At 73.8% G+C, this 23423-nt stretch carries 25 protein-coding genes and 1 pseudogene; 12 read left to right on the forward strand and 14 right to left on the reverse strand.

The features are described 5' to 3' along the window. Positions 1 to 17 precede the first annotated feature (17 nt). Complete coding sequence (locus tag NRK68_RS03025) at positions 18 to 1049, forward strand: LysR family transcriptional regulator (RefSeq protein ID WP_257854811.1); 1032 nt, start codon at positions 18 to 20, stop codon at positions 1047 to 1049. Here the strand turns inward: NRK68_RS03025 and NRK68_RS03030 are convergent. Then, entirely contained in the window at positions 1010 to 1723 is a 714-nt protein-coding gene (locus NRK68_RS03030; RefSeq protein WP_183065868.1) for a response regulator, read from the reverse strand. The genes NRK68_RS03025 and NRK68_RS03030 overlap by 40 nt on opposite strands. Continuing rightward, on the reverse strand, positions 1720 to 2580 hold the full coding sequence (locus tag NRK68_RS03035; RefSeq protein ID WP_257854812.1) for a sensor histidine kinase: 861 nt from the start codon (positions 2578 to 2580) through the stop codon (positions 1720 to 1722). Before NRK68_RS03035 ends, NRK68_RS03030 begins: the two co-directional genes overlap by 4 nt. A gap of 131 nt (positions 2581 to 2711) precedes the next feature. On the opposite strand from NRK68_RS03035, the gene NRK68_RS03040 reads away from it, so the two are divergent. The 3 genes from NRK68_RS03040 to NRK68_RS03050 all read left to right on the forward strand — a co-directional run bounded on the left by NRK68_RS03040 (position 2712) and on the right by NRK68_RS03050 (position 7468). After that, positions 2712 to 3422, forward strand: coding sequence for an ABC transporter ATP-binding protein (locus NRK68_RS03040; protein ID WP_183065867.1), 711 nt, complete (start codon positions 2712 to 2714; stop codon positions 3420 to 3422). Further along, positions 3419 to 5728, forward strand: a complete 2310-nt coding sequence (locus tag NRK68_RS03045; protein ID WP_257854814.1) for an ABC transporter permease — start codon at positions 3419 to 3421, stop codon at positions 5726 to 5728. The genes NRK68_RS03040 and NRK68_RS03045 overlap by 4 nt, the downstream gene beginning before the upstream one ends. Before the next feature lie 258 nt (positions 5729 to 5986). Continuing rightward, positions 5987 to 7468: a condensation domain-containing protein gene (locus tag NRK68_RS03050; RefSeq protein ID WP_257854816.1), complete on the forward strand. Its 1482-nt coding sequence runs from the start codon at positions 5987 to 5989 to the stop codon at positions 7466 to 7468. 20 nt (positions 7469 to 7488) lie between these two features. Here the strand turns inward: NRK68_RS03050 and NRK68_RS03055 are convergent. After that, positions 7489 to 8708, reverse strand: a pseudogene (locus NRK68_RS03055) (RNA polymerase sigma factor). A 97-nt stretch (positions 8709 to 8805) separates the two neighbouring features. Then, positions 8806 to 9162, reverse strand: a complete 357-nt coding sequence (locus NRK68_RS03060; RefSeq protein WP_257854817.1) for a YciI family protein — start codon at positions 9160 to 9162, stop codon at positions 8806 to 8808. 198 nt (positions 9163 to 9360) lie between these two features. Between NRK68_RS03060 and NRK68_RS03065 the strand changes: the two genes are divergently transcribed. Further along, a complete protein-coding gene (locus NRK68_RS03065; protein WP_183065864.1) occupies positions 9361 to 10020 on the forward strand; it encodes a hypothetical protein in 660 nt (219 codons plus the stop codon). 36 nt (positions 10021 to 10056) lie between these two features. Here the strand turns inward: NRK68_RS03065 and NRK68_RS03070 are convergent, their stop codons facing one another. Continuing rightward, positions 10057 to 10326 (reverse strand): hypothetical protein, encoded by a 270-nt coding sequence (locus tag NRK68_RS03070; RefSeq protein WP_183065863.1) that lies wholly within the window; start codon positions 10324 to 10326, stop codon positions 10057 to 10059. 115 nt (positions 10327 to 10441) lie between these two features. Between NRK68_RS03070 and NRK68_RS03075 the strand changes: the two genes are divergently transcribed. Continuing rightward, positions 10442 to 10780: a thioredoxin family protein gene (locus NRK68_RS03075; protein ID WP_183065862.1), complete on the forward strand. Its 339-nt coding sequence runs from the start codon at positions 10442 to 10444 to the stop codon at positions 10778 to 10780. A 20-nt stretch (positions 10781 to 10800) separates the two neighbouring features. On the opposite strand, the gene NRK68_RS03080 is transcribed toward NRK68_RS03075, so the two are convergent. After that, positions 10801 to 11826 (reverse strand): BtrH N-terminal domain-containing protein, encoded by a 1026-nt coding sequence (locus tag NRK68_RS03080; RefSeq protein WP_183065861.1) that lies wholly within the window; start codon positions 11824 to 11826, stop codon positions 10801 to 10803. Between the two features lie 99 nt (positions 11827 to 11925). On the opposite strand from NRK68_RS03080, the gene NRK68_RS03085 reads away from it, so the two are divergent. Continuing rightward, a complete protein-coding gene (locus NRK68_RS03085) occupies positions 11926 to 12279 on the forward strand; it encodes a DUF1304 domain-containing protein (protein WP_257854821.1) in 354 nt (117 codons plus the stop codon). Beyond that, complete coding sequence (locus NRK68_RS03090) at positions 12276 to 12878, forward strand: TetR/AcrR family transcriptional regulator (protein ID WP_257854822.1); 603 nt, start codon at positions 12276 to 12278, stop codon at positions 12876 to 12878. The genes NRK68_RS03085 and NRK68_RS03090 overlap by 4 nt, the downstream gene beginning before the upstream one ends. Before the next feature lie 162 nt (positions 12879 to 13040). Here NRK68_RS03090 and NRK68_RS03095 read toward each other — a convergent pair whose 3' ends face one another. Together NRK68_RS03095 and NRK68_RS03100 are read right to left on the reverse strand one after the other, a co-directional pair. After that, positions 13041 to 13247 carry a cold-shock protein gene (locus tag NRK68_RS03095; RefSeq protein ID WP_030848526.1) on the reverse strand — a complete coding sequence of 69 codons (207 nt, stop codon included), beginning with the start codon at positions 13245 to 13247 and terminating at the stop codon, positions 13041 to 13043. A 170-nt stretch (positions 13248 to 13417) separates the two neighbouring features. Next, positions 13418 to 13786, reverse strand: a complete 369-nt coding sequence (locus NRK68_RS03100; RefSeq protein ID WP_183065858.1) for an HGxxPAAW family protein — start codon at positions 13784 to 13786, stop codon at positions 13418 to 13420. A gap of 107 nt (positions 13787 to 13893) precedes the next feature. Between NRK68_RS03100 and NRK68_RS03105 the strand changes: the two genes are divergently transcribed. Continuing rightward, positions 13894 to 14415 carry a MarR family winged helix-turn-helix transcriptional regulator gene (locus NRK68_RS03105; protein WP_257854823.1) on the forward strand — a complete coding sequence of 174 codons (522 nt, stop codon included), beginning with the start codon at positions 13894 to 13896 and terminating at the stop codon, positions 14413 to 14415. A 43-nt stretch (positions 14416 to 14458) separates the two neighbouring features. Continuing rightward, on the forward strand, positions 14459 to 15946 hold the full coding sequence (locus NRK68_RS03110; protein WP_183065856.1) for a DEAD/DEAH box helicase: 1488 nt from the start codon (positions 14459 to 14461) through the stop codon (positions 15944 to 15946). A gap of 45 nt (positions 15947 to 15991) precedes the next feature. Here NRK68_RS03110 and NRK68_RS03115 read toward each other — a convergent pair whose 3' ends face one another. From NRK68_RS03115 to NRK68_RS03135, 5 genes are all read right to left on the reverse strand, one after another. After that, the gene (locus NRK68_RS03115; protein WP_183066239.1) at positions 15992 to 16720 is read right to left on the reverse strand and encodes a GNAT family N-acetyltransferase; all 729 of its coding nucleotides are present in this window, start codon (positions 16718 to 16720) and stop codon (positions 15992 to 15994) included. 290 nt (positions 16721 to 17010) lie between these two features. Beyond that, positions 17011 to 17499, reverse strand: coding sequence for a hypothetical protein (locus NRK68_RS03120; RefSeq protein WP_183065855.1), 489 nt, complete (start codon positions 17497 to 17499; stop codon positions 17011 to 17013). Between the two features lie 227 nt (positions 17500 to 17726). Then, positions 17727 to 18461: an SDR family oxidoreductase gene (locus NRK68_RS03125; protein WP_183065854.1), complete on the reverse strand. Its 735-nt coding sequence runs from the start codon at positions 18459 to 18461 to the stop codon at positions 17727 to 17729. 79 nt (positions 18462 to 18540) lie between these two features. Continuing rightward, positions 18541 to 19026, reverse strand: coding sequence for an SRPBCC domain-containing protein (locus NRK68_RS03130; protein ID WP_183065853.1), 486 nt, complete (start codon positions 19024 to 19026; stop codon positions 18541 to 18543). A 78-nt stretch (positions 19027 to 19104) separates the two neighbouring features. Beyond that, complete coding sequence (locus NRK68_RS03135; RefSeq protein WP_257854826.1) at positions 19105 to 20160, reverse strand: NUDIX domain-containing protein; 1056 nt, start codon at positions 20158 to 20160, stop codon at positions 19105 to 19107. 238 nt (positions 20161 to 20398) lie between these two features. Here NRK68_RS03135 and NRK68_RS03140 point away from each other — a divergent pair, with 238 nt between their 5' ends. Then, entirely contained in the window at positions 20399 to 21646 is a 1248-nt protein-coding gene (locus NRK68_RS03140) for a DUF418 domain-containing protein (RefSeq protein ID WP_183065852.1), read from the forward strand. Between the two features lie 342 nt (positions 21647 to 21988). Then, positions 21989 to 23041 (forward strand): AraC family transcriptional regulator, encoded by a 1053-nt coding sequence (locus NRK68_RS03145; protein WP_257854827.1) that lies wholly within the window; start codon positions 21989 to 21991, stop codon positions 23039 to 23041. A gap of 26 nt (positions 23042 to 23067) precedes the next feature. Here NRK68_RS03145 and NRK68_RS03150 read toward each other — a convergent pair whose 3' ends face one another. Next, positions 23068 to 23421 carry a UBP-type zinc finger domain-containing protein gene (locus NRK68_RS03150; protein ID WP_183065850.1) on the reverse strand — a complete coding sequence of 118 codons (354 nt, stop codon included), beginning with the start codon at positions 23419 to 23421 and terminating at the stop codon, positions 23068 to 23070. Between the last annotated feature and the right edge of the window lie 2 nt (positions 23422 to 23423).

Consider the following 23423-nt stretch of genomic DNA (forward strand, 5'->3'; position numbering starts at 1 on the left):
GGTCGTAAGGAAAACTGATGATCGATGTGCAGCGGTTGCGTGTCCTGCGGGCGGTGGCCGAGCACGGCAGCTTCAACAAGGCGGCCGGCGCCCTGCTGCTGACCCCCTCGGCCGTCTCCCAGCACATCGCGGCGCTGGAGCGCACGCTGGGCCACCCGGTGGCGGTGCGCAGCACACGTGGTGTCACGCTCACCGAACCGGGACGGCTCCTCGTGGAGGCGGCGGAGACGATCTCCGCCGAACTGGACCAGGTGCGCCGTGCGATCGACCGTCTGTCGCAGGAACGGCCGCGGCTGACCGTGGCCACGTTCACCAGCGGGGGCCGGCACCTGCTGCCCGCGGCCCTTGCCCGGTTCGTGCGGACGCATCCGGAGGTGGAGCTGACGGTGCTGGAGAGCGAACCGGAGGACGCCGTGCCGATGGTGCGCGGCGGCGCGGCGGATCTCGCGCTCGCCTACCACTTCGACGGGCCCCCGCCGGTACGTCCGGGTGGGCGCCCGGGCCTGGCCTGGCGGCCACTGCTGGAGGATCCGCTGCGGCTGGTGCTGCCGGGCGGGCACCGCCTGGCCGGCCGGACCTCGGTGGACCTCGGTGAGCTGTCCGGCGACCGGTGGGTCCTGGGCTGCCTCAAGACGGAGGCCTTCCTGTGCCGGTACGCGGAGCTCGCCGGCTTCGACCTGCGCGTGGCGGCCTCCACCACCGACTACTTCTTCGCGCAGACACTGGTCGCGGCGGGCGTCGGTGTCTCCCTCGTCCCGCAGGTCGCACTGGCCGGGGCCGCCCACACGGCCGTGGTACGTGTCGAACCCCCGCGCCCCGCCCGGCACATCGGCCTGGTCCTGCCGCGCGGGCGCCGTACCAACCCCTCCGCCGAAGCCCTGGCCGAGGCCCTCGCCGCCACCGCCACCGCGACCGCCATCGCGACCGCGGAGCAGTCCGGAGCCCGTCCCCGATCCGGCCCCGCGCCGGCGGCTCGCCTCCTGCCCCGGGGTGGCCTCCGAGGTGGCGCTCAGGCCCCCGAACCGGGTGTCACCAGGCCCGTCTCGTAGGCGAGGACCACGGCCTGGGCCCGGTCGCGCAGCGACAGCTTCGCGAAGATGCGGGCCACGTGGGTCTTCACGGTGGCTTCGCTGAGCGTCAGCTCCGCCGCCAGTTCGGAGTTGGAGCGGCCGTGGCCCATCAGGGTCAGCACTTCGCGTTCGCGCGGGGTCAGCGCGGCCAGCTCCCGGTGGGTGCCGGCCGCCGTGACCCGGTCGCGGGCGGCCGCGCCGGGGGCGCAGCGCTCCACCAGACGGCGGGTGATCGACGGGGCGAGCAGCGCGTCACCGGTGCCGACCAGGCGGACGGCCGCGGCGAGATGCTCGGGGGTGACGTCCTTCAGCAGGAAGCCGCTGGCCCCGGCGGCGAGCGCGGCATACACGTACTGGTCGAGGTCGAAGGTGGTCAGCATGATCACCCGGCAGCCGGGGGTCTCGGCGAGGATGCGCCGGGCGGCCTCCAAGCCGTCCATGACGGGCATGCGGATGTCGAGCAGGACGACGTCGGGGCGCAGTCGGCGCACCTGGGCGACGGCCTCGGTGCCGTCGGCGGCGACGCCGACCACGTCGATCCCGCGGGCCGTCAGGATCAGCCGGAAGCCGGTGCGGACCAGGTCCTGGTCGTCGGCGATCACCACGCGGGGCGCCGGCCCGCCGGCGGCGGTGGGGGTCCCGGGCGCGGTCACGGCCGGTCCAGGGGGAGACGGGCGCGCACCCGGTAGCCACCGCCGAGGCGGCGGCGGGCGTCGAGGTCTCCGCCGTAGACGGCGGCCCGTTCGCGCAGGCCCAGCAGGCCACGCCCGGTCCCTTCGGCCTTCGGCGCGGCCCGGCCCGCGGACCGCGGCCGGGGTCCGGGCGCACCGCCCGCGAGCACGCTCGTCCCGCTGCTCAGCACCTCCACGCGCAGCGCGTGTTCGGCGTACCGTACCGTCACCTGGGTCCGGCCTCCCTCTCCGTGTTTGAGCGCGTTCGTGAGCGCCTCCTGGATGATCCGGTACGCGGTGACGTCGATCCCGGCGGGGAGGGGCCGCGGCTCGCCGGACACACGGACCTCCACCGGCAGGCCCGCGAAGGCGAAGCGGTCGACGAGTGCGCTCAGCCGGGTCAGGCTGGGCTGCGGCGACAGCCTGGTGGCCGCGGCCACCTGCGCCTCGTACGGGGCGTCCGCGCCGTCCTGCGCGGGCGCGAGCAGCCCCAGCAGGTGCCGCAGTTCGGTCATCGTGTTCCGCCCGGCCCGTTCCACGGCGCCCATGGCCGCCGCGGCCTCCTCCGGCATGGTGGCGAGCACCTCGCGGGCGGCTCCGGCCTGGACCACCATCAGGCTGACGTTGTGGCTGACGATGTCGTGGAGTTCGGCCGCGATCCTGGCCCGTTCGGCGTCGACCGCGCCGCGGGCCGCGCTCTCCCGTTCCCGTTCCAGCAGCCAGCCGCGCTCCTCGATCGCCGCCCGGTGGCCGCGCCGGGCGCGCAGCAGGGCCAAGCCCAGTGCGGCGGCCGCGGCCGCCGCGACGCAGGCGACGGCCGTGGCGATGATCTGTCCCACCCTCAACTCCCCACCCCGCAGGCCCGGATGCCATTGTGCCGGACGGCGCGTACATCTCCGGGATGACCTGCACCGGCCTTTACATCCGGGGGCGGACGCCCCGCCCACGGGTCCCGACCTAGGTTCGGGGCATGACAACCGATCATGACACCGGACGGCAGGTCGTCGTACGACTGGAGGACGTGCACAAGGAGTACGGCGACGCGAAGGCCCTGGACGGCCTTTCGCTGGAGATCCGGGCGGGGGACGCGGTGGCCGTGATGGGGCCCTCCGGCTGCGGCAAGTCCACCCTGCTCAACATGGTGGCCGGGCTGGACCGGCCGACGTCGGGCACCGTCGAGGTGCAGGGCCATGACCTGGGGAAGCTCAACGAGACGGGGCTGGCGCTGTTCCGGCGCCGGCACATCGGCATGGTCTTCCAGTTCTTCAACCTCATCGACGATCTGCCCGCTCTAGACAACGTGGCGCTGGCGGCCCAGTTGACCGGCACCTCGGCCCGGCAGGCGCGCCGCCGGGCCCTCGAGCTCCTCGACGAGCTCGGAGTGGCCGACCGCCGGAACAACTACCCGGCGACGCTGAGCGGTGGTGAGCGCCAACGGGTCGCCGTGGCACGTGCGCTGATGAACCGTCCGGCACTGCTGCTCGCGGACGAGCCGACCGGCGCCCTCGACAGCCGTTCGGGCGAACAGGTGATGGACCTGCTCATCGACCTCAACCAGATCGGCCAGACCCTGCTGATCGTCACGCACGACCCCGAGCTGGCCACCCGCTGTGCCAGCCGCCTGGTCGAGGTCGCCGACGGCCGGGTCGCCCGGCAGAGCGTGCTGGAGGCGACCTCATGAGCGCCGTGTGGCGGGCCTCGCGGGCGGCCGTGAAGCGCCGCAGGCTCCAGACCTTCGTCATCGGAATGGTCGTGCTCTGCTCGACCACGACCGTCCTGCTCGCGCTGGCCCTGCTCGACGCCGCCACCAGCCCCTTCGACAAGGCGTACGCGGCCCAGCGCGGCCCGCACACCGTGGCGGCCTTCGACGCGGCGAAGGTCACGCCGGAGCAGCTGGCGCGGACCGCCCGGCGGCCCGGCGTGACCGCCGCGGCGGGGCCCTTCGGGCAGAGCGTTCTGGAGGTACCCAAGGGCTGGCTCTGGATGGCGGGCGGCTCGCTCACGGTGGTCGGCCGAGCCGATCCGGGGGGCCCGGTGGACCGGGTGGAGCTGCTGCGGGGCCGCTGGGCGACCGCGCCCGGCGAGATCGTCGTCGCCTCGCCCTCCGGCGGCTCCCCCAAGCCGGAGCTGCTGGGAACGTCTCTGGCGGTCCCGGGATCCGCGCCGCTGACGGTCGTCGGCTTCGGGACGAGCATGAGCAAGTCCGCCGGCGCCTGGGTCTCACCCGAACAGATGACCGCGCTGCGTCCGTCCGGCCTCCAGATGCTCTACCGCTTCACCGGCCCGGCGACGGACGCGCACCTGGCCTCAGCCCTGACCCGGGCCACCGACGGACTGCCCGAAGGGTCGCTGACCGGTGCGCACACCCACCTCGACCTGAGGAAGGCGTTCTCGTCGCTGGCAGACGCCTACCTCCCCTTCATGACGCTCTTCGGCGTCCTCGGCCTGCTGGTCTCCGTCCTCATCGTCGCAAACGTCGTCAGCGGGGCGGTCGTCTCCGGGTACCGGCACATCGGAGTGCTCAAGGCCCTGGGCTTCACCCCGAACCAGGTGGTCGCCGTCTACCTGACGATGACGGCCGTGCCGGCCCTCGTCGGCTCCGCCCTCGGCACCCTGCTCGGCAACGTCCTGGCCGAGCCCATCCTGAGGGTCGCGTTCTCCGGCATCGAAACCGGCGGCGCCGCCGTCGGCGGCGCCGCCCCGTGGGTGTCGGCCGTCTGCCTGCTGGGCATGCCCGTCCTCGTGCTGCTGGCCGCGCTGGTCCCCGCGCTGCGGGCGCACCGGCTGCCGACAGCCCGGGCGATCAGCGCGGGCAGCGCCTCCCTCACCGGCCGTGGGCTGCGCGTCCAGCGCGTCCTCGCCGGCACCCCGCTGCCGCGCGCGGTCAGCATGGGACTGGGCCGGCCTCTCGCCCGTCCCGGCCGCACGCTGCTGACCCTGGCCGCCATCATCCTCGGCGTCACCACCGTCACCCTGGCGACCGGACTGACCAGCACGATGCTCGCGTACAGCGAGGCCGGACGGGGAGGCGGCGGACCCCTGGTCCGGGTGGAGGCCGGAGGGCCGGCCAACGGCCGGACCGCTCCCCTGCTCGGCGACGCCCGGATCGAGGAACGTCTGCGGTCCCTGCCCGGCGCGGTGCGGGTACGGGCCCGGGCGCTGGCCCAGGTGACACTCGTCGGGCAGAGCCGCCCCGCGTTCGCCGACTTCTACCGCGGGGACGACACCTCGTACGCGGGCCGGATCGCCGACGGCCGGATGCCCCGGGCCGCCGGCGAGGTCGTCGCCGGACCGGCCTTCCTCACCCAACGCGGCCTGCGGCTCGGCGACCGGGTCACCCTGGCGCTGAACGGCAGGCAGACCACCGCGACCGTCGTCGGCAAGCTCGTCGAGGGCAACGCACGAGCGCTGGAGGCCTCCTGGGAGACCCTGCTGCCGCTGACGCCGGACGCGCGCGCCATCGAGTACGACGTGCGGCTGGCCCGCGGAGCCGACGCCCGGGCCTACGCCGAGGCCGCCGAGGCGGCCGACCCCGGGCTGCGCGCATCGGTCTCGGACACGGGGAACACCGCCACCACCACCGTCGTCGCCTTCTCCACGGTGTTCACCGTCCTGTTGAGCGCCGTCGCGTCGCTCGGCGTCTTCAACACCGTCCTCCTGGACACCCGGGAGCGCCGCCGGGACCTCGGCATGCTCAAGTCCATCGGGATGACGCCGCGGCAGGTGGTGGCGATGACCGTGACCTCGGTGGCGGGGGTGGGCGCGGTCGGCGGGCTGCTGGGCATCCCGCTCGGGATCCTCGCGCACCGGCTGGTGGTGGACAACGTCGGAGTGGTCGCCTTCCCGGAGTCGATGAAGGACGTGTGGGACGTACCGCAGCTGTCGGGCCTGCTGCTCGCCGGGGTCGCGATCGCCGTAGTGGGGGCACTGGTCCCGGCCCGGTCCGCGGCCCGAATGACGATCGCCGCGGCCCTGCACACCGAATGAGCCACCTTCGGGGCCGGCGAATCGCGGATGCGGCCGGTGTCCGGGACTTCACAGGCTGCTTCCCCGGCACCCCCGCTGTCCCTGCGCCCCGGGTGCCTCCCTCGCCCGGAGCGAGTCGCTGCTCCTGCACGAACCGGGCACCGTCCGGGCGCTGATGTGCCGGCGAGCCGCCCGCCCCGCAGGCGTGATTGCGTCACCTCCCCGGCCCGGGGGTCGTTAGGGCCTGGGGGTTGACTCGGGGGGCGAAGGGATGGCGGTATGCGGCAGTTTCCTCTGGAGACGCACCACGTGGCACCCGGCAGGGTGGTCGAGTGGCGGCTCAGGTCCACGGCGGCGGAGGCTCACGGGCCGGACGACCCGGCGAGCCGGAAAGCGTCCTTCAACCAGGACAAGCACTTCACCGTCGCCGAGGAGAGCCGGGCCGCGGACGACCCGGTCGCGTCCTGGGTCGCGGTCACCTTCGAGGTGACCGGCCCACTGGACGAACGGGCCCTGGCCCAGTCGCTGCTGTCCTTCGTCCAGCGGCACGAGGTGCTGCGCTGCGCGTTCCGGCGGCTGGCCGGGGAGGTGGCCTGCGAGCCCTTCGCCCCGGCCTCGCTCACCCTCGACCCCGAGCACGTGGGCACGTTCGAGGACGCCGGAGTGCTGAGCGACTTCCTCGTCGAACGGTTCAAGCGGAGCATCGACACACTGTCCTGGCCCCTGTTCATCATGGGCGCGGTGGTCCGCGAGGATTCGACGACCGTCTACCTCGCCTTCGACCACATCGTCTGCGACGGCATGTCGATGCCCATCGTCGCCCGCGAGGTGCTGACGGCGTACGAGGGCCTGTGCCGCGGCGAGGAGGCCGAACTGCCGCCCGCGCCCAGCTATCTCGACTTCGCCGAGGAGCAGCGCCGCCGCTACCTGTCCATCGACGCCCGCGACGCACGGCTGGACTACTGGAAGGCCTTCATGGGGCCGTCCGGCGAGTTCTTCCCGCGTTTCCCCCTCGACCTCGGCGTGGAGCCGGGGCGGATGTACCCCATCGTCAACGAGGCGTCGATGCTGCTGGACGCCGGTGAGGCGGAGGTCTTCGAGAAGAACTGCCTGGCGGTCGGCGGGAAGCCGTTCATGGGGGTGCTGGGCTCGGTGGCCGTGTGTCTGCGGGAGGCCGGCGGGCCGGGCGTCTACCGGGGGTTCATGCCGGTCAGCGAGCGCGGCCGGAGCACCTGGACGAACTCGGTGGGCTGGTTCGTCAACACCCTGCCGATCGAGTTCGACGCCTCACCCGGGCGGGACTTCGCGCAGGTGATGGCCTCCGTGCGGACCGGGTTCGGCGAGATGATGACGCATCTCGACGTTCCGTTCGTGCGGGCGTGGGAGCTGCTGGCGCCCGAGGAGTTCGCCGCCCGCTCCTGGCCGTACCCGGTGAACTTCTTCTCCTACATCGACATGCGCAAGTGCCCGGGTGCCGAGCGCCACGACGACTGGCGGCCCACCACCCATGTGTGGTCGGCGCGGGCCAACGGGGCCTGCTCGTGGTTCCAGCGCGACACGGACGGCCTGCACATGAACTCCATCTACGTCGACACGCCGGCGGCCCGCCGGACCATGGGCGACTTCCAGGAGGCGCTGCGCCGCACGGTCCAGGACGTCGCCCGGTCCGGTGGGTTCCGCCGGCCCGTCGCCCTGACCCCGCAGCGCCGGCCGGTACGGATGACCCCGCTGGACGTGGCCGCGTTCGCGCGCCGCGGCTGAGCCGGGCCCGGGAGCGCGGATCAGAGGCGGGCCGCGCGCCGCAGGAGCAGGGTGCGTTCCTGCTCGTTGCGGGTGAGTGAGGCCGCGCGTTCGAACTCGGCGCGGGCCTCGCGCGGCCGGCCGAGGCGCTCCAGCAGGTCGCCCCGTACGCTCGGCAGCAAGTGGTAGCCGCTCAGGGCCGGTTCCTCCGCCAGGGCGTCGACGAGCGGCAGGGCGGCCGCCGGCCCGTGGGCCATCGAGACCGCGACCGCCCGGTTGAGTTCCACGACCGGCGAGGGGGCCAGCTGGGCCAGCCGGCTGTAGAGGGTGGCGATCCTGGCCCAGTCGGTGTCCTCGTAGCGGACGGCGGCCGCGTGGCAGCCGGCGATCGCGGCCTGGAGGGAGTACGGGCCGCTGCCGGCGCGGCTCATCGCCCGGACGCCCCTGGCGATGAGGAGGCGGTTCCATCGGGCCCGGTTCTGGTCGGCGAGCAGCACCGGTTCGCCGTCGGGGCCGGTGCGGGCGGCCGTCCGCGACGCCTGGAACTCCAGCAGGGCGGCGAGACCGTGCACCTCTCCCTCCTCGGGCATGAGGGCCGCCAGCACACGGGCCAGCCGCAGGGCGTCCTCGCAGAGGGCGGGCCGGACGAGGTCGTCGCCGGAGGTCGCCGAGTAGCCCTCGTTGAAGACCAGGTAGATGACCTCCAGGACCGAGGAGAGCCGGGCGTCGCGTCGGCCCCGTACGGGACCTCGAAGGGCACCCCGGCCTTGGCCAGGGTCCGCTTCGCGCGCACGATGCGCTGGGCGACGGTGCTCTCGGAGGCGAGGAAGGCGCGGGCGATCTCCTGGGTCGTCAGTCCTCCGACGAGGCGCAGGGTGAGGGCGATACGGGCCTCGGTGGCGAGGACGGGGTGGCAGGCGGTGAAGATCAGGCGCAGCAGGTCGTCGTCGATGTCGTCGGGTTCGGCCGGTTCGGCCGGCGGCGGCTCGTCCTCCAGGGTCCGGCCGACCTCGGCGAGCTTGCGGGCGTAGGTCTCCTTGCGGCGGACCAGGTCGATCGCGCGGTGCTTGGCGGTCGCCATGAGCCAGGCGCCCGGACGGTCCGGGACGCCCGACTCGGGCCATTGCTCCAGTGCCGTGACGAGGGCGTCCTGGGCGATCTCCTCGGCGATGCCGACGTCCCGCACGATGCGGGTGACGCCGGCGATGATCCTCGCCGACTCGATCCTGAACACCGCTTCGACCGCCTGGGCCGCGTCCACTGCCGTCACGGCCACTCATGAGAGCAGCCGTGACGCGGCAGGGCAAACGCGGCACGAGCGGGCGGGATCACCTCGGTGCGGTCCTCATCGGCCGGAGCTACATCTCCTGGATCTCGCGGACCTCGGCGCTGACGTTCCATTCCGCCGGGTGGATCTCCAGGAACCGTCGCGTCCACTCGATCGCCTCGGCCTTGTCCTTGCACTGGCAGAGGGAGTAGCCGCCGACGACCTCCTTGGTCTCGGTGAAGGGTCCGTCGGTGTAGCTGATCTTCCCGCCGGACCAGCTGAGGCGGGTCCCCTCGGAGGAGGGGAGCAGCCCGGCGGTGTCGAGCATGACGCCGGCCCTGGTGATCTCCTCCAGCAGGGCGCCCATGCGCTGCTCGAACTCGGGCGGGAACTCGTTGGGGGGCAGGTCCTTCTCGTTGATGCGGATCATCGTCAGGAAGCGCGGCATGGTGGCTCCTCGGTCGTACGGCGGGGTCGTTCCCCGCCTCTCACCCTTGCGTCGAACGGGCGGCACCCGGATCGACAGACCTGCGGAAAATTCTCCGGAGAATTTTCGCGGGGCCCGGGAGCGACCCGAGCCGCAGGCGGGGAACCGCCCGCGTGTCCCGTCCGGTACCGGCCCTCCGGCGTGAGCAGAATCGGGAGCATGAGCCCTGAAGGCCCGGATCCGGCGCGGGCCCATCCGCCGGAGCGGCGGCGTTTCGACGCGGTGCACCTGTGGATCACCACGGGGGCGAGCCTGATCGCGCTGGCCGTCTCCCTCTACAACCTCGTGGTCCTGCACCGGCAACCCGATGTGGACGTGGCGCTGCCGCACGTGGTGCGTCTCGAACCGAGGGGGCCGGAAGGGAACGTGCACCTGTTCCTGCAGCCGACGATTTCCAGCCGGGTCCGCGCCGAGGACGTCGAGATCATCACCGACGCGGAGCTGCGGCTGCTGCCGGGCGATCCGAAACTCGCGCGCCCGGCGTTCTACTGGGACGAATCGGGCACCTACAGCTACGACCACGCGTCCAACCGGCTGAGCTACCAGCGCACCGCCGACCCCACCCCGCTCGTGGTCGCCCAGGACAGCCCCCAGCAACCGACGCTCCTGTTCAACGCGCACGCGTGGACGGTCGGTCCGGGCAGGTACGAGGGCATGCTCGTGCTGCACCGCGCCAGTACCGGCAGCCCGATCGAGAAGCCGTTCTGCCTCACGGTGTCCGCCGCGGCCGTGCGGGCCTTCACCGCAGCTCCCGAACGTACGTTCTTCGAACTGCGCGACGACGTACCGGGCACGCCGGGCGCCTGTTACGCCTTCTGACGCGCCGCGGCGGCTCCCCGCCCATTCGGGGCCTGGTCAGCGGCTGTCGCCGGTCCAGTCCCAGTGGCCCGGGTCGCCCGCGCGGCGGCGGTAGTGGGCGCGGCCGCCCGCCCCGTAGCGTCCTATCTCGGTGGGGAGGCGGGCCTCCTCGTCGAGCTGGGGCGGGCTCCAGCCCGTGATGTCCAGGAGGAGGCCGTCGAGTGGGCCGCCGACCAGTTCGCCGTAGTCGTGGCCGGGGCGCGGGCCGGGGTCGGGGTCCTCGTGGTCGGCGCCGTAGACCCGGCGCCGGAGCATCCTGTCGTCCATGCTGATCAGCTTCACAGGCACTACTGACAACGGCCCGGCGACCGCCGGTGCGGGCGGCGGCGATGATGGGGGCCGCGCACCCTGTGGAGGGGCGCACGAGCGAGGAGCGACACGCATGGCACACGGGGTGCACCGGCCACAGGAGGACGCGGAGTTCGACTTCGTCCTGTCGATGACGAAGGGTCCCGTCCTCGCCTATTTCTGCGGCACCTGGCCCAAGGCGGTGGAGGCCTGCCGCGCGATGGACGCCGTCGTCGGTGAGCTGGTGCGCGAGTACGGGACGCGGTTCACCGCCGTCCGCACGGACATGACCCGCTGCCCCGGGCCGACGAAGCGGTACGGCGTGGCCGGGGCGCCGACCGTCGTGCTCATCGAGGAGGGCGAGGCGGTCGCGAGCCAGGCGGGCCCGATGAGCCGCGAGGAGTTCCGGGCGTTCCTGGACGCCCACCTCTGACTCTCACGCCCGCCTCCGGTTCAGGGGGTGCGACCTGCTCCGAGGAGGGTGACGGCCCGGCGTTCCAGGGCCAGTGCGTGCCCCACCAGGGTGGCGAACTCGTCGAAGAGCGCGCGCCGCGTCGTGGGGTCCGTGTCCCCGTCGGGGCCGGCGTCCCGGGCGGCGGCGCGGGCGAGTTCCGCGAGCCGGGACCAGTGCCCGGCCGATTCGCGGAAGAGGCCGGCCGCCTCGGGCCGTGCGACGAGGTCGAGGTCGAGGAAGTCCGCGTAGAGCGGCCGGGTGGCGCCGGGTGCCGTCCACTCCTCCTCCAGGCAGGCGTACAGCCGACGGGTCCCCGCGAGGAAGGCGTCCGGAGCGGAGAAGCGGCGCTCCCAGCCGGCTTTGGTCCGCGTGTCACGCAGCTGCGCGGCGAGCTTCTCCATGCCGGAGAAGCCGAAGTTGACGTCGAACCTGTTGCCGAGCACCGGCCCGGTGAGGCGTGCGGCGGTGGCGGCGAGGGCTCCCTCGACGTCGGGGGGCCCGGCGGCGGGACCGGTGGGCACGATCATCTCGTGGCGGCCCTTGCGGTGCCCGGACCAGGCGGCGCCGAACACCTCCACGGGGATCCGGTACGGCGTCCGGGCCCCGTCCTCGACGTACAGGGTGTCGCCCTCGTATCCGGCGACGACCACGGTGTACGGATCGGCTCCGGCCATCTCGTCCTGCGGCCCGTGCCATGGGAGCCCGGACCGGTCGACGGTGCAGAACACCGGGCGTCCGGCGTCGAGGGCGGCGTGGACGCGGTCCCAGCGCGGCCCGGCACTGTGGAACACCTCGTGGGGGACGCGGAGCCGGTCGAGGGCGGAACGGACCCAGGGGTCGGGGTGGGCCTGGGCGACGATCGTGAGCAGGGGCGGGCGGCCGCCGTACTCGAACACGAAGTACATGAAGCCGATGCCGCCCGCCAGGCCGGCGACGAGTGCCTCGTCGTGCGTGCTGCCGAGGGCGTGCCGGACGAGGGAGCTCTCGCGGTGGCGCCCGGCGCCGAAGTCGTCGTACAGCAGCATGCACTCAGGGTAGCCACGGGGTCGGACAACAGACTTCCTGTACAGTTGTCCAGGAAATTGCCCTCGTCCCTCATCACCGTCCAAGAAGTGGAGGCGGCCATGCAGACGGTCGCTCAGATCCTCATCGGCCTCGTGGCCGCGCTGCACACGTACTTCCTGGTGCTGGAGATGTTCCTGTGGCAGCGGCCGCCGGGCCGGGCCCTGCACGGCTTCGACCCGGACACCGCCCGCCTGACCGCGCCGCTCGCCGCCAACCAGGGGCTGTACAACGGCTTCCTCGCCGCCGGTCTGGTCTGGGGGCTGGTCACCGGCTCGCTCGCCACGCAGGTCTTCTTCCTCGTCTGCGTGATCGTGGCCGGCGTGTTCGGGGCGGCCACCGCCAACCGTCGGATCCTCTTCGTCCAGGCCCTCCCGGGCGCTCTCGCGCTCGGTGCCGCACTGTTGGCCGCATGAGCCCGCAGGACCGTCCGCAGGCCCGTCCGCAGGCCCGGGCGGAGGACCCCCGCACGGCCCGTACGAAGGCGCGGCTGCGCGAGGGCCTGCTGACCGAGTGCGCCGACCGGCCGCTCGCGGAGGTGAGCGTCTCGGCAGTGGTCCGCCGGGCGGGTGTCGGGCGGGCCACCTTCTACCTGCACTACGAGGACCTCACCGCGCTCGCCCTCGACGCGTGCGCGGACGTCGTGCACGCGGCGGTCGACGCCCTGCACGCCTGGCAGGCCGGTCCCTCGCCGCTCCCTCCGGTACGCCCCCCGGCCGCGCTCGCCGAGTTCCTGACGGGGACGACCGGCCGGGCACCGCTCTACCGCACCCTGCTCCTCCCGGGCGGCGGCGGCCCCCTCGGCGACCGGCTGCACCGGGAGCTGCGCGCCCGGGCCCGTGCCGAACGCGCGGCGGTCGGCGCGCCCCGGCCCGAACTCGTCGCCTCGGCGGTCGCCGCGACCTTCACCGGGGTCCTCGCGGACTGGCTGCACGGGGAGATCCCGGCGGATCCGGGCGATCTGGCGGATCACCTCTGGCCTCTGCTCCTCGCCTTGCACCGGGCCGTCCCGTAGGGGGTGTCCTGTCGATCGGGCCAGGCCCCGCGAGCCCGGCATGAGCGGTATGAGCGGCAAGAGCGGCAAGACACCCCCCTACGGGTCCGCGCCGCGGCCAGGGCGCAGAAAACCCCGCCGGAGGACCGGCGGGGTTCCGTTCACGGCACGGCTCGTGCGTGGCTACCCGATGGGGACCACGTTCTCGGCCTGGGGGCCCTTGGGTCCCTGGGTGACGGTGTAGTCGACCCGTGCGTTCTCCTCCAGCGACTTGAACCCCTGGGTCTGGATCGCGGAGAAGTGCACGAACACATCAGGACCGCCGTCGTCCTGCTGGATGAAGCCGAACCCCTTCTCCGAGTTGAACCACTTCACGACACCTGTTGCCATCTTGCTGATCCTTCACAACGGTCCACTGCGGGCCGCACACGCGGCCGTCTCGATCCTGCCCAACGGTCCCTCAGAGCACACGCCGGACGCGGCCAACCGGGGCGCGTCGCACATTCGAACTTGCGGTCGCCCTGTCGGTGATACGAGGGACCCGGCCTGTCCGTACGGACTCAGGCGCCCTCGTCGGCCGCCGGAAGCGGTACCCCGGCCCGGGGTCCGGCGTCCGCCGCGACGGCCCTTCGGGGGCCGGCCATCCGGCAGCCCAGACAGTCGGCGTGCCCGGTGCGGGCCGCCGCGTCCCGCACGCGCCAGTCCCATTCCGCCTCCGGGCGGGGGCCGCTCGGCTTGCCCCAGCCCGCGAGGTGCAGCAGCCAGGTGACGGCCCCGGCCAGGACGACGACGCCGAGGCCGATCAGGATCCCGGGCGGCCAGGCCGCGCACACGGCGACCCCCGCCCCCGCGAAGCCCAGCAGGGCCACCGTGGTTCCGGTCCAGCCGGCCACCGTGTGGCCGAGATCGACGTGACCGTGCGCGCTCATGGTTCTCCCTGGTCGAAGGGGCGGCAGTAGGCTCGGACAAGGAGATGCTTATTTCGCAAGGTAAGTATCTCAGCAACTAAGTAGCTTAGATACTAAGGAGAATGTGCGTGCAGGGCAAGCCCCGCCCCGCGGCCACGGCCGCGGAGGCGCTTTCGCGCATGGACCAGTTCGTCGCCCTGGGCATCGTCGGCCAGCAGGAGGTGGCGCAGCGGCTCGGGCTCAACGTCACCGACCTGACCTGCCTCGGGCACATCCTGGGCGCCGACGAGCACCCGCTCGCCGCCGGCGACCTGGCCGAGCTGGTGGACCTCACCACCGGCGCCGTGACCGGCGTACTCAACCGTCTGGAGAAGGCCGGCTACGCCCGCCGCCGCCCCGACCCCGCCGACCGGCGCCGGGTGCGGGTCGTGGCGGAGCCGGCCGCGGCGGCCCGCGTCTTCGCCGTCTACCAGCCGTTCTACGACCGGCTGGGCGCGCTGTTCGCCGACTACACCCCCGACGAGACCGCCGTGATCGCCGACTTCTTCGAGCGCGCCGCGGCCGAGGTCCGCGCCCACTGCGCCCAGGTCCGCGCGGGCGAACTGGACGCCCCGGAGGGCCTGCCCCCCGCTGGTACCATGGGCGGTTGACCATCTTCTTTCCTTCTTCTTCCCCCGCTTCGAAAGGTCCTGCATGAGGAACCCGTCAGCTCATGGCCGCTTCGGTGTGAAGGGCGGTGCGAAGGGCGGCGCCAAGTCCGCCGCCAAGGCCCCCCGCAGCATCGGGCCGCAGGGTGAGTTCGCGATGCCCGAGCCGAAGTCGCCGGCGCTGGCGCCGGTGGAGTCGTTCTCCGAGCTCGACCTGCCCGTTGAGCTGGTGGAGACCATGGCCTCCCTGTCGGTGACGCAGCCGTTCCCGATCCAGGCGGCCACCCTTCCGAACGCCCTCGCCGGGCGTGACGTCCTCGGGCGCGGCCGGACCGGCTCCGGCAAGACCCTCGCCTTCGGCCTCGCCCTCCTGGCACGCACCGCGGGACGGCAGGCCGATCCGAAGCGGCCGCTCGCACTGGTCCTCGTACCGACGCGCGAGCTGGCCCAGCAGGTGACCGAGGCCCTGGAGCCGTACGCGAAGGCCCTGCGGCTGCGGATGGCCACGGTGGTCGGCGGGCTGTCCATCGGCCGTCAGGTGAGCGCACTGCGGACCGGCGCGGAGGTCGTCGTGGCCACCCCGGGACGGCTCAGCGACCTGGTCGGGCGGCGCGACGTGCACCTGGAGCGGGTGGCGATCACGGTGCTCGACGAGGCCGACCAGATGTGCGACATGGGGTTCATGCCGCAGGTCACGGAGATCCTGGACCAGGTGCACCACGCGGGTCAGCGGATGCTGTTCTCGGCGACCCTGGACCGCAATGTCGACCAGCTGGTGCGCCGGTACCTCAAGGACCCGGTCTCGTCGTCCGTCGACCCGCAGGCGGGCGCCGTGACGACGATGGACCACCACGTCCTGCACATCCACGCGGCCGACAAGATCTCGGCGGCGACCGAGATCGCGGCCCGCGACAAGCGCGTGCTGATGTTCCTCGACACCAAGCACGGCGTCGACCAGTTCGTGAAGCACCTGCGCGCGATGGGCGTACGGGCCGAGGGACTGCACAGCGGCAAGTCGCAGCCGCAGCGGACCCGCACCCTGGCCCAGTTCAAGTCCGGAGCCGTCACCGTGCTGGTCGCGACGAACGTCGCCGCGCGCGGCATCCACATCGACGACCTCGACCTCGTCGTCAACGTCGACCCGCCGGCCGACCACAAGGACTACCTGCACCGCGGCGGCCGCACCGCCCGGGCCGGCGAGTCCGGCCGGGTCGTCACCCTCGTCACCCCGAACCAGCGCCGGGACATGGTCCGGCTGCTGTCCGACGCCCGGATCCGGCCGACCATCACGCAGGTGCGGTCCGGTGAGGCGGCACTCAGCCGGATCACCGGCGCGAAGGCCCCTTCCGGCGTGCCGCTGTCCGGCGCCGCGCCGACGGACGCCAAGGGCAGGCCGTCGGGGACGGAGCTCGGCTTCCGCGGCATCGGTACGCGGCCGGGCCGGCCCGGGAAGGGCAAGGAGTCCCGCAAGACGCTGGAGGCCCGCCAGCAGGCCGAGGCACGCCGCGCCGCCAGGGTCCGCCGGGGCATCTGACCGCACCCGGGCCCCGCCGCGCAGGCCCTGGTCCCTGGGCCCTGGTCAGGCGCGTTCGAAGACGTGCGAGTGGCCGATGACGCGGAAACCGCGCCGCTCGTACCAGTGGCGCGGCCAGTCCGTGGCGTCGGCGGTCAGGAAGCGGGTGTCGCAGCCCGCGTCGGCGGCCAGGCGCAGGGCGGTGGCCACGACGGCGTCGGCGTGGCCGCGCCGGAAGTGGGCCTCCGCCGTCATCAGGTCCTCGATCTGGGCCAGGCCGGCCCCGGGGTCGAGATACAGGTCGGCCCAGGAGGCGACCTCCCCACCGGCCGTGCGGGAGCCGATGAAGCGGACGTCGTCGGCCCCGCGCAGGCGCGCCTCGCGCCGGTCGACGAGGTGGCGCACGACCTCGTCCTCGACGTCGGGGAGGATGCCGCGCCAGCGGACGGTGAGCGGGCCGCGCAGGGCGGCCAGGCCGACCTCCTCCGCCGCCGCGCGCGTCGCCGGGACCGGTCCGGTGTGCAGCATGACCAGATAGGCGGAGTGCGTGTAGCCGGCCCGGACCAGGGGGCCGGCGCAGGCCCGCGCCGTCCCCTCGTCGAGGACGGAGACCAGCCGGTGCGGCAGGTGGCCGAGGGCCTCCTCCACGATGGCGGGCAGCGCCTCGGGGTCGACGGCCGAGTCGATGACGACCTGGTTGTTCGCACGGGAGTGCGCGAAGTCGTCGTCGTAGGCGGCGAACCCGCCGGGCAGAGCGACGGTACGGGTGGCCTGGCGGCGGGCGAAGTCCGCCATGAAGCCGTTGATCCTGGAGAGGTGCGTGCGGGTCACCCGGGCAGCCTAGGGGGTGTCCGGCGGATCAGGGTCGGACGGCCCGGGTCGTCCGGTGCCATGGGGTCTCCCCAGGCCCGCAGGGCCGAGGGGAAGGGATGCAAGGCGGAGGAGGGAGCCCACGCGGAGCGTCGGCGACCGACGACAACGCGGCAGGCCGCGGTGCCGGGCGGCCCGGGCCCGGCCCTGATCCGCCGGACACCCCCTGGGCCGCGGGGCGGCGGGCGGTCACTCGGATTACGGGGTCCGACGCGTCACGGGGTGTCCGAGGCGACGGGGCGCCTGCGCAGTCGCTCGGCGGCGGCGTTGCGGACGCGGCGGGTGCGGGCGTCGGCGGCGAGGAGTTCCAGGGCCTCGTGGGAGGTGAGCAGCCGGACCGCGGTGCGCTGGCACCAGTCGGAGGCTCCGGTCAGCTCGGCCGGTGACCAGGGCTGGCCGCGGGTGACGGCCGTGAGCAGGCTCCACTCCCGCAGCCTGCGCTCGGGGAAGGCCCGGCCGGTGAGCACGCCGGACATGGCCCGCGCCCAGGCGGTGAACGCGTCGTCGGCGAGCAGACCCGCCGCCCGCCGGTTGAGATGGGTGACCACCGCGCTCTCGGCCATCGCCCGGTCGGGATCGCGCAGTACGGCGGTCACCGCCTCGGCCTCGGCCGCGGTGTCCTCGCCCGGTATCGCGGCCAGGGAGTCGAGGTGGCGGAAGTAGCGCCAGTGCTCGGGGGGCGTGTCGGCGTCGGGAAGGCTCATCGGGCGGCACCCCCGCGGACGTGACCGGCCCGGCCGACGCCGGTGGCCGGCGTCGCGCGGACGCCGGACACCGCTGTCAGGGGCGCTCCCGCCGGTATGACCATGGCCGGTTCCCGCTGCTTCTCGCCTGTCCGCATGGCACCCATTCCACACGACAGCCGCGAACGGGCGGTGGCCAGGGTGCCGTCAGGACGTCTGCCGGGGCGCTCGTCCACCCGGCCCGGCGGTCAGACCTGCTCGAAGTGGAACGATTTGATGAAGCAGTCGCGGGGCTGGCCGATCGCGAAGAAGACGCAGTCGACAAGGGACTGGGCGGTGAGCGGGTCCTTCGCCGTGCGCGGGGCCCCCTCCCAGGATTCCGAGAGCGGGTCGTGGTTGTCGAAGTCCGGCGGGTAGAGCGAGATCACGCGGACGCCCCGGTCGCGGAGCCGGCGGGAGAGGATCTCGGTGAAACCGGCCTGGGCGCTCTTGGCGGCGTAGAAGGCGTCGTGGGCGTCGGACCGGTGGTGGCCGGCCTCTCCGCAGCCGGACACCATGGTGACGATGTCCGGCTTGGCCGACTGCAGCAGCAGCGGGAGGAACGCCTTGGTGGCCAGTACGGTGCCGGTGGCTCCGGAGGCGAGGGTGTCGACGACGTCCTCGTCGGAGGCGGACAGCAGGTCGGTGCCGTGCTGGTAGCGGGAGCCGTTGTTGAGCAGTACGTCTATGTGGTCCGTGCGGGCGGCCACTGCGGCGGCGAACTCCCGTACGGATGCGGGGTCGGTGAGGTCGCAGGCGTAGGCGTGGACGCGGTCGGCGTCGTGGCCCTGGGAAAGGATCTCGTCCCGGACGCGTGTGGCCGCTTCCAGGGTGCGGGCGGAGAGGTGGACCTCGGCTCCCCGGCTCGCGAAACGGAGGGCGAGGGTGCGCCCGAAGTCTCGTCCGGCGGCGGTGATGACGACGCGATGGTGTTCAAGTGGCATGCCTGCGCTCCTGATTCGTGGTCGATACATATGATCTCAGGTGCGGGGCGGGGCGGTTCGGGTGCGGTCCGGGGACGGGTCAGATCCGGCCGGGCAGCGGCGCCCCGGTCTCCAGCAGCGTCTTGAGGCTCGACGCGAGCATCGGCCAGGCCTGCCCGCACATGCCGATCAGGCGGCCGCCCGGCTCGAACCCCTCGTGGCGGATCGTCAGCCGGGCGAGGGTGTCGCCGACCGGCTCGATCTCGTACGTCACCTTCGTGCGAGGCGCCTCGGCCAGCTCGGCCCGCAGCTCCTCGTCGATCCCGGCCGCGGCCGCCCACTGCGGGCTGAAGGTGTGCCAGGTGTAGGACAGCAGGCGGTCCGGGACACAGCCGAGGACCAGCTGGCCGGGGTCGCTGGTGCGGCTCCCCCGTTCGACCCAGTCCATCGCCGAACCCACCGCCCAGTCGGTCTCGAAGCTCAGCCCCCAGTACCGGCGGGTGAGGGCGGGGTCGGTGAGGGCCTGCCAGACCCGCGACGGATCGGCCTGGATGTAGAGGGTGTAGGTGATCGCGCTGTCGCTCATGGCCCCATGCTGCGGGACCGCGGACCGTGGACGGCGGATTTCACGGTCCCGGCGGTGGCGGGAGCCCCCGGGCGCGGGTCACCAGTGCACGCCCTCCTCGGGGACCTCGGTGAGCGGCGTCCGGGCGGGGGCGGGGAGGCCCAGGCGGACGCGGGCCGCGTGGACCGCGGCCAGTTCGTCCTCGCCGGCCGGTCCCCAGTCGCTCAGTTCCCGGACCTGTTCGGGGGTGGCCAGCAGCCGGGCGTACGCCGGGTCCGCCGCCGGCGGGAGGCCGGCGAGGCGGGCGGCGACACGGGCGTGGAGGCCCTCCTCGCCGCAGCGGTAGCCGAGCGGGGCGGACGCGGTGGCGGGTGCGGCGGTCGGGGGCGGGAGCTGGGCGGCGCCGGTGGCCCGGGCGATCCGGAGCAGGACCCGGCCGTCGGGGGCGAACAGCCAGGCGGAACGGTCCCGTACGGGCAGCTGCGCGGGGACCGGGCCGCAGTGCCAGGCACCGCGCTGGGGGACCCGGCGGGCGCGGAGCACCCCGAGCCGGTCGAGGGCGGTCGGCGCGGTGGGGCGGCCGTCCTCCAGCAGGGCGGCGCCGGAGCCGTTGATGCGGGCGCGCAGGGCTGCCAGGGCCCGGCGGGCGTCGCCGGGGTCCATCAGGGCGGGCAGGTCGGCCGGCTCGGCGAAGTGGATACCGGTGATCTCCTGCGCCGGTAGGCGGACGGCGTCGATCCGGTCCGGCGTCCAGGTCCCGCCGTCGTAGACGTGCAGGATCTCGCCGGGGAAGCGCATCTCGGGCGGGAAGCCTGGAGTGTCGGCGGGGATCCAGTCGACGGCCAGGCCGCGCGGGTAGCGGCCGTCCACGCCGAGCTCCTCGCGCAGCTCCCGGGCGGCCGCCGCGGACGGCGCCTCGCCTGCGTCGACCGCCCCGCCGGGGAGCATCCGGTCGGCGCGGTAGTCGACGCTCTGGACGAGGATCCGGCCGTCGGTGTCGGTGACGAGGACCACGGCCGCGGTCCAGACCACGGCGCGCGAGGCACCGTACTCCTCCGGGGTCATCCAGGTCCCCGGGGCGCGCTCACGATCGTCGCGCTCACGATCGTCGCTCGCACTGCGGTCGCTCGCACTGCGGTCGGTCAGCTGCGGCATCGGGACTCCGTTCACCTGGGTGGACCCGCCGCCTGTGCAACAGCGGGCACGGCCCGCGGGTTACGGCGCGCCGCGGGGGCGGAACCCGGCGATTCACTTTGCCGCTCCTATACCTCCTTATTACCGGGTTATGTGGCCGTTGGTACGGTGCGGGAGCGGACTGGCGGCATGAACACCGCCGGTCCGACCAACTTCAGAGGGCGGGACAGGTCCGGCCGGGGCGGGAGCGGGAACGGCAGTGGCGGGGACAGCGGTGGGAGCGGGGACCGGGGCCGGAGCGGGAGCGGCCGGCGGGCGGGGCGGCGGAGCCGGCCGGCTGGCCGGGGTCGACGCCGTGCGCGGCATAGCCGTCCTCGGCATGTTCGCCGTGCACGTGGGCCCCAGCCCGCAGCCCGAGGGCGCCGGCTACCTGCTCGTCGCGGCCGACGGGCGTGCCCCCGCCCTCTTCACGCTCCTCGCGGGCTTCTCCCTGGTCCTCGCGCAGCGCGGCACGGATCCGGCGCGGCGTCCCGAGGGCTGGGCGTCGCGGTGGCGTCCGCTGCTGATCCGCTGCGCGGTCCTGGCCGTGCTCGGCCTGTACCTGGCCTCGCTGTGGCCCGGAATCCTGGTCATCCTCGCCTTCTTCGCCGTGTACTTCCTGGCGGCCGAGCCGTTCACCCGGCTCTCCACCCCGGTGCTCACCGCCGTCGCGGGCGCGTCGGTCGTGGTGGGTCCGCTGCTGTCGTTCCTGCTGGGCCCGCTGTTCGGGTACGGCTCTTCCGGGCGCGGCCTGGTTCCCGAGGCCGCGGACCTGACCAGCTGGCCGGGGCTGGGCGCGGCGGTGTGCGAGCTGCTGCTGACCGGGGCGTATCCGCTGGCCACGTACTTCCCGTACGTCCTGGCCGGAATGGCCCTGGCCCGGCTGTGCGACGTACGGGAGCGGGTCATGGCCCGGCGGATGGCGGTGTGGGGCACGGCGGCCGCGGTCGCCGGGTACGGCTCCGCGTGGCTGGCCACCCATGCGTTCGGTACCCGGCAGCGGCTGCTGGAGGCGATAGCGGTCCACCACCCGGAGGCCATGGCCGCGGCCGACCCCGTCCGTGAGGTGCTGAGCAGCCAGTTCGGCGCCGTGCCGAGCACCTCCTGGGACTGGCTGCTGCTGGCCGATCCTTACAGCCAGACCCCGCTGGAGACGCTGGGCAACGCGGGCGTCGGCTGCGCCCTCATCGGCCTGTGCGCGCTGGCCGCGCGGCACGGGGTCGGTGCCCGCCTGCTGCGGCCGCTCGCGGTGCTGGGGGCGATGGCGCTGAGTGCGTACGTCGTCCACGCACTGGTCCTGGCCGGCCCGGCCCACGGCGCCGCGTCCTGGTCCGCGTGGATCGCCTTCAGCGGCGCGGCGCTGGCCCTGACCTGGGCCTGGCAGCGGATCTGGGCCGACAGCCCGCTGCGCCGCGGCCCGGTGGAGCACGCCCTGCGCCTGGCCACCCGGATGGGGGCCCGGACGTAGTCCCCGCCCGGCCGTCCTCCCGCGCCGGTCCGCCGGGCGGACAGGGGGCGGGAAGCGGGAGGCAGGAAGCGGGGGGTGGCCCCGCGCCTTCGGATTCCGAGCCCCCCACCCCCGTGGGGGGACTCCGATCCGGAAGGGACCTCCCGTACGTCGCCGGGCGCCGGAGCACCCCGCGAGAACGATCACAACGCTAGGGCCGGGCAGCCGACTTGCCCCATGGCAGCAGGCGTCAGCAAGGGGACCGAACGCGCCACGAGGGGACCCGGCACGCCGTATTGAGGACATCAGACCCCAAACTGCGGCAATGAGCTGGCATTTCACGCTGGACTATGCTCACCCCCTGTGGTCTCGCAAGCGCACCTGGGGACAACGTCCTCCGCCCTCACCCGCCTGAACGTCGATGCCGCACGTCTGCTCGGGATCCCCCCGACCGGGTACGTGCACCTGCTGGGCATGGCTCCCGAGCACCTCAACGACGACCTGTGCCGGCCCCCCGCCATCACGAGCATCCGCATCACGGAGCTGGCCACCGTCCATGCTCCCTGGACCGAGGTGGCCCTGCTGATGACACAGCGGTCCGGCGTCGGGAGCCTCGGGGTCTGGGACTACCTGATCACCTCCGCCCCCACCCCCCTCGAAGGGATCCGGGACGCCGCGGCCTATCTCGGCGCCGTGGTCGACACCGGCACGGACCAGCTCCGGATCACCGAGGACGGGGACCGCGTCACCCTCAGCCACGTCAACCGGGGCGATCTGGACCACGAGGCGGCCTGCGCCGTCCGCGCCTGCGCGCTCGGCATATATCTGCGCCGGCTGAGCGAGGCCGCCCGGCGGCCCCTCGTCCCGCTCCGCGTGGCCCTGGCCGCCGAGGCGCCCCGCCGGTACGAGGCGCTGGCCGAGCTCTACGGCACCCGCGACATCACGTTCGGGGCCCCGGTCAGCTCGATCACCCTGCGTACCGCAGACCTGACGGAGCCGGCACCGCACGCCCAGCCCGGGCTGTCGGCCGTGCTCCGAAGACACGCCGACCAGACCCTCGCCACGGCGGTCCCGCTGCGCGACTGGCTGGACCTCTTCCGCAGCGCCCTGGCCTCCGTCCACGACGAAGGCATGCCGTCCCTGGCCACCGTCGCGCACCGCATGGCCGTCAGCCCGCGGACCCTCCAGCGGCGCCTCGACGAGCACGGCACCACATGGAGCGGCGAGGTCGAGGCGGTACGCCGGGACCGTGTCGCGCGGCTGCTCCACACCACCGGGCTGAGCATCGACGCGATCGCCGTGCGCAGTGGCTACGCCGACGCCCGGGCCCTGCGCCGGGCCGTCCAGCGCTGGTACGGAACCACGCCCGCCGCCCTGCGCCGCACCGGCCCCCCGCACGGCGGCCTTCCGAAGTAGCGCCGCTGGGAATCGAGGCGCACGGGTCAGCGGTGGAGCCGGCGGGTCCAGTCCTGCGGCACCCGGCCGGCTGGTCCGGGGGCCGGCTGGTCCGCGGGGTGGTCGCCCGGCGGGGCCAGCGCGGGCCCGGACGCGTACATCTCGCCGCCGTCGTAGTCCCAGAACCACTCCTCGCCCGGTTCGAAGCTCTGCACCAGCGGGTGTCCGGTGGACCTCCAGTGGGCGGTGGCGTGCTGGGCGGGTGACGAGTCGCAGCAGCCGACGTGGCCGCACTGGGCGCAGCGCCGCAGGTGGAACCACCAGCCGCCCACCGCGTCGCAGTCGGCGCAGCCGGTGCCGGTCGGCGGGACGCTCGGGTCGATCCCCTTGATGTCGGTCATGC

Origin of the sequence: Streptomyces yangpuensis (assembly GCF_024666385.1) — a bacterium.
GTDB classification, from domain to species: Bacteria; Actinomycetota; Actinomycetes; order Streptomycetales; family Streptomycetaceae; genus Streptomyces; species Streptomyces yangpuensis.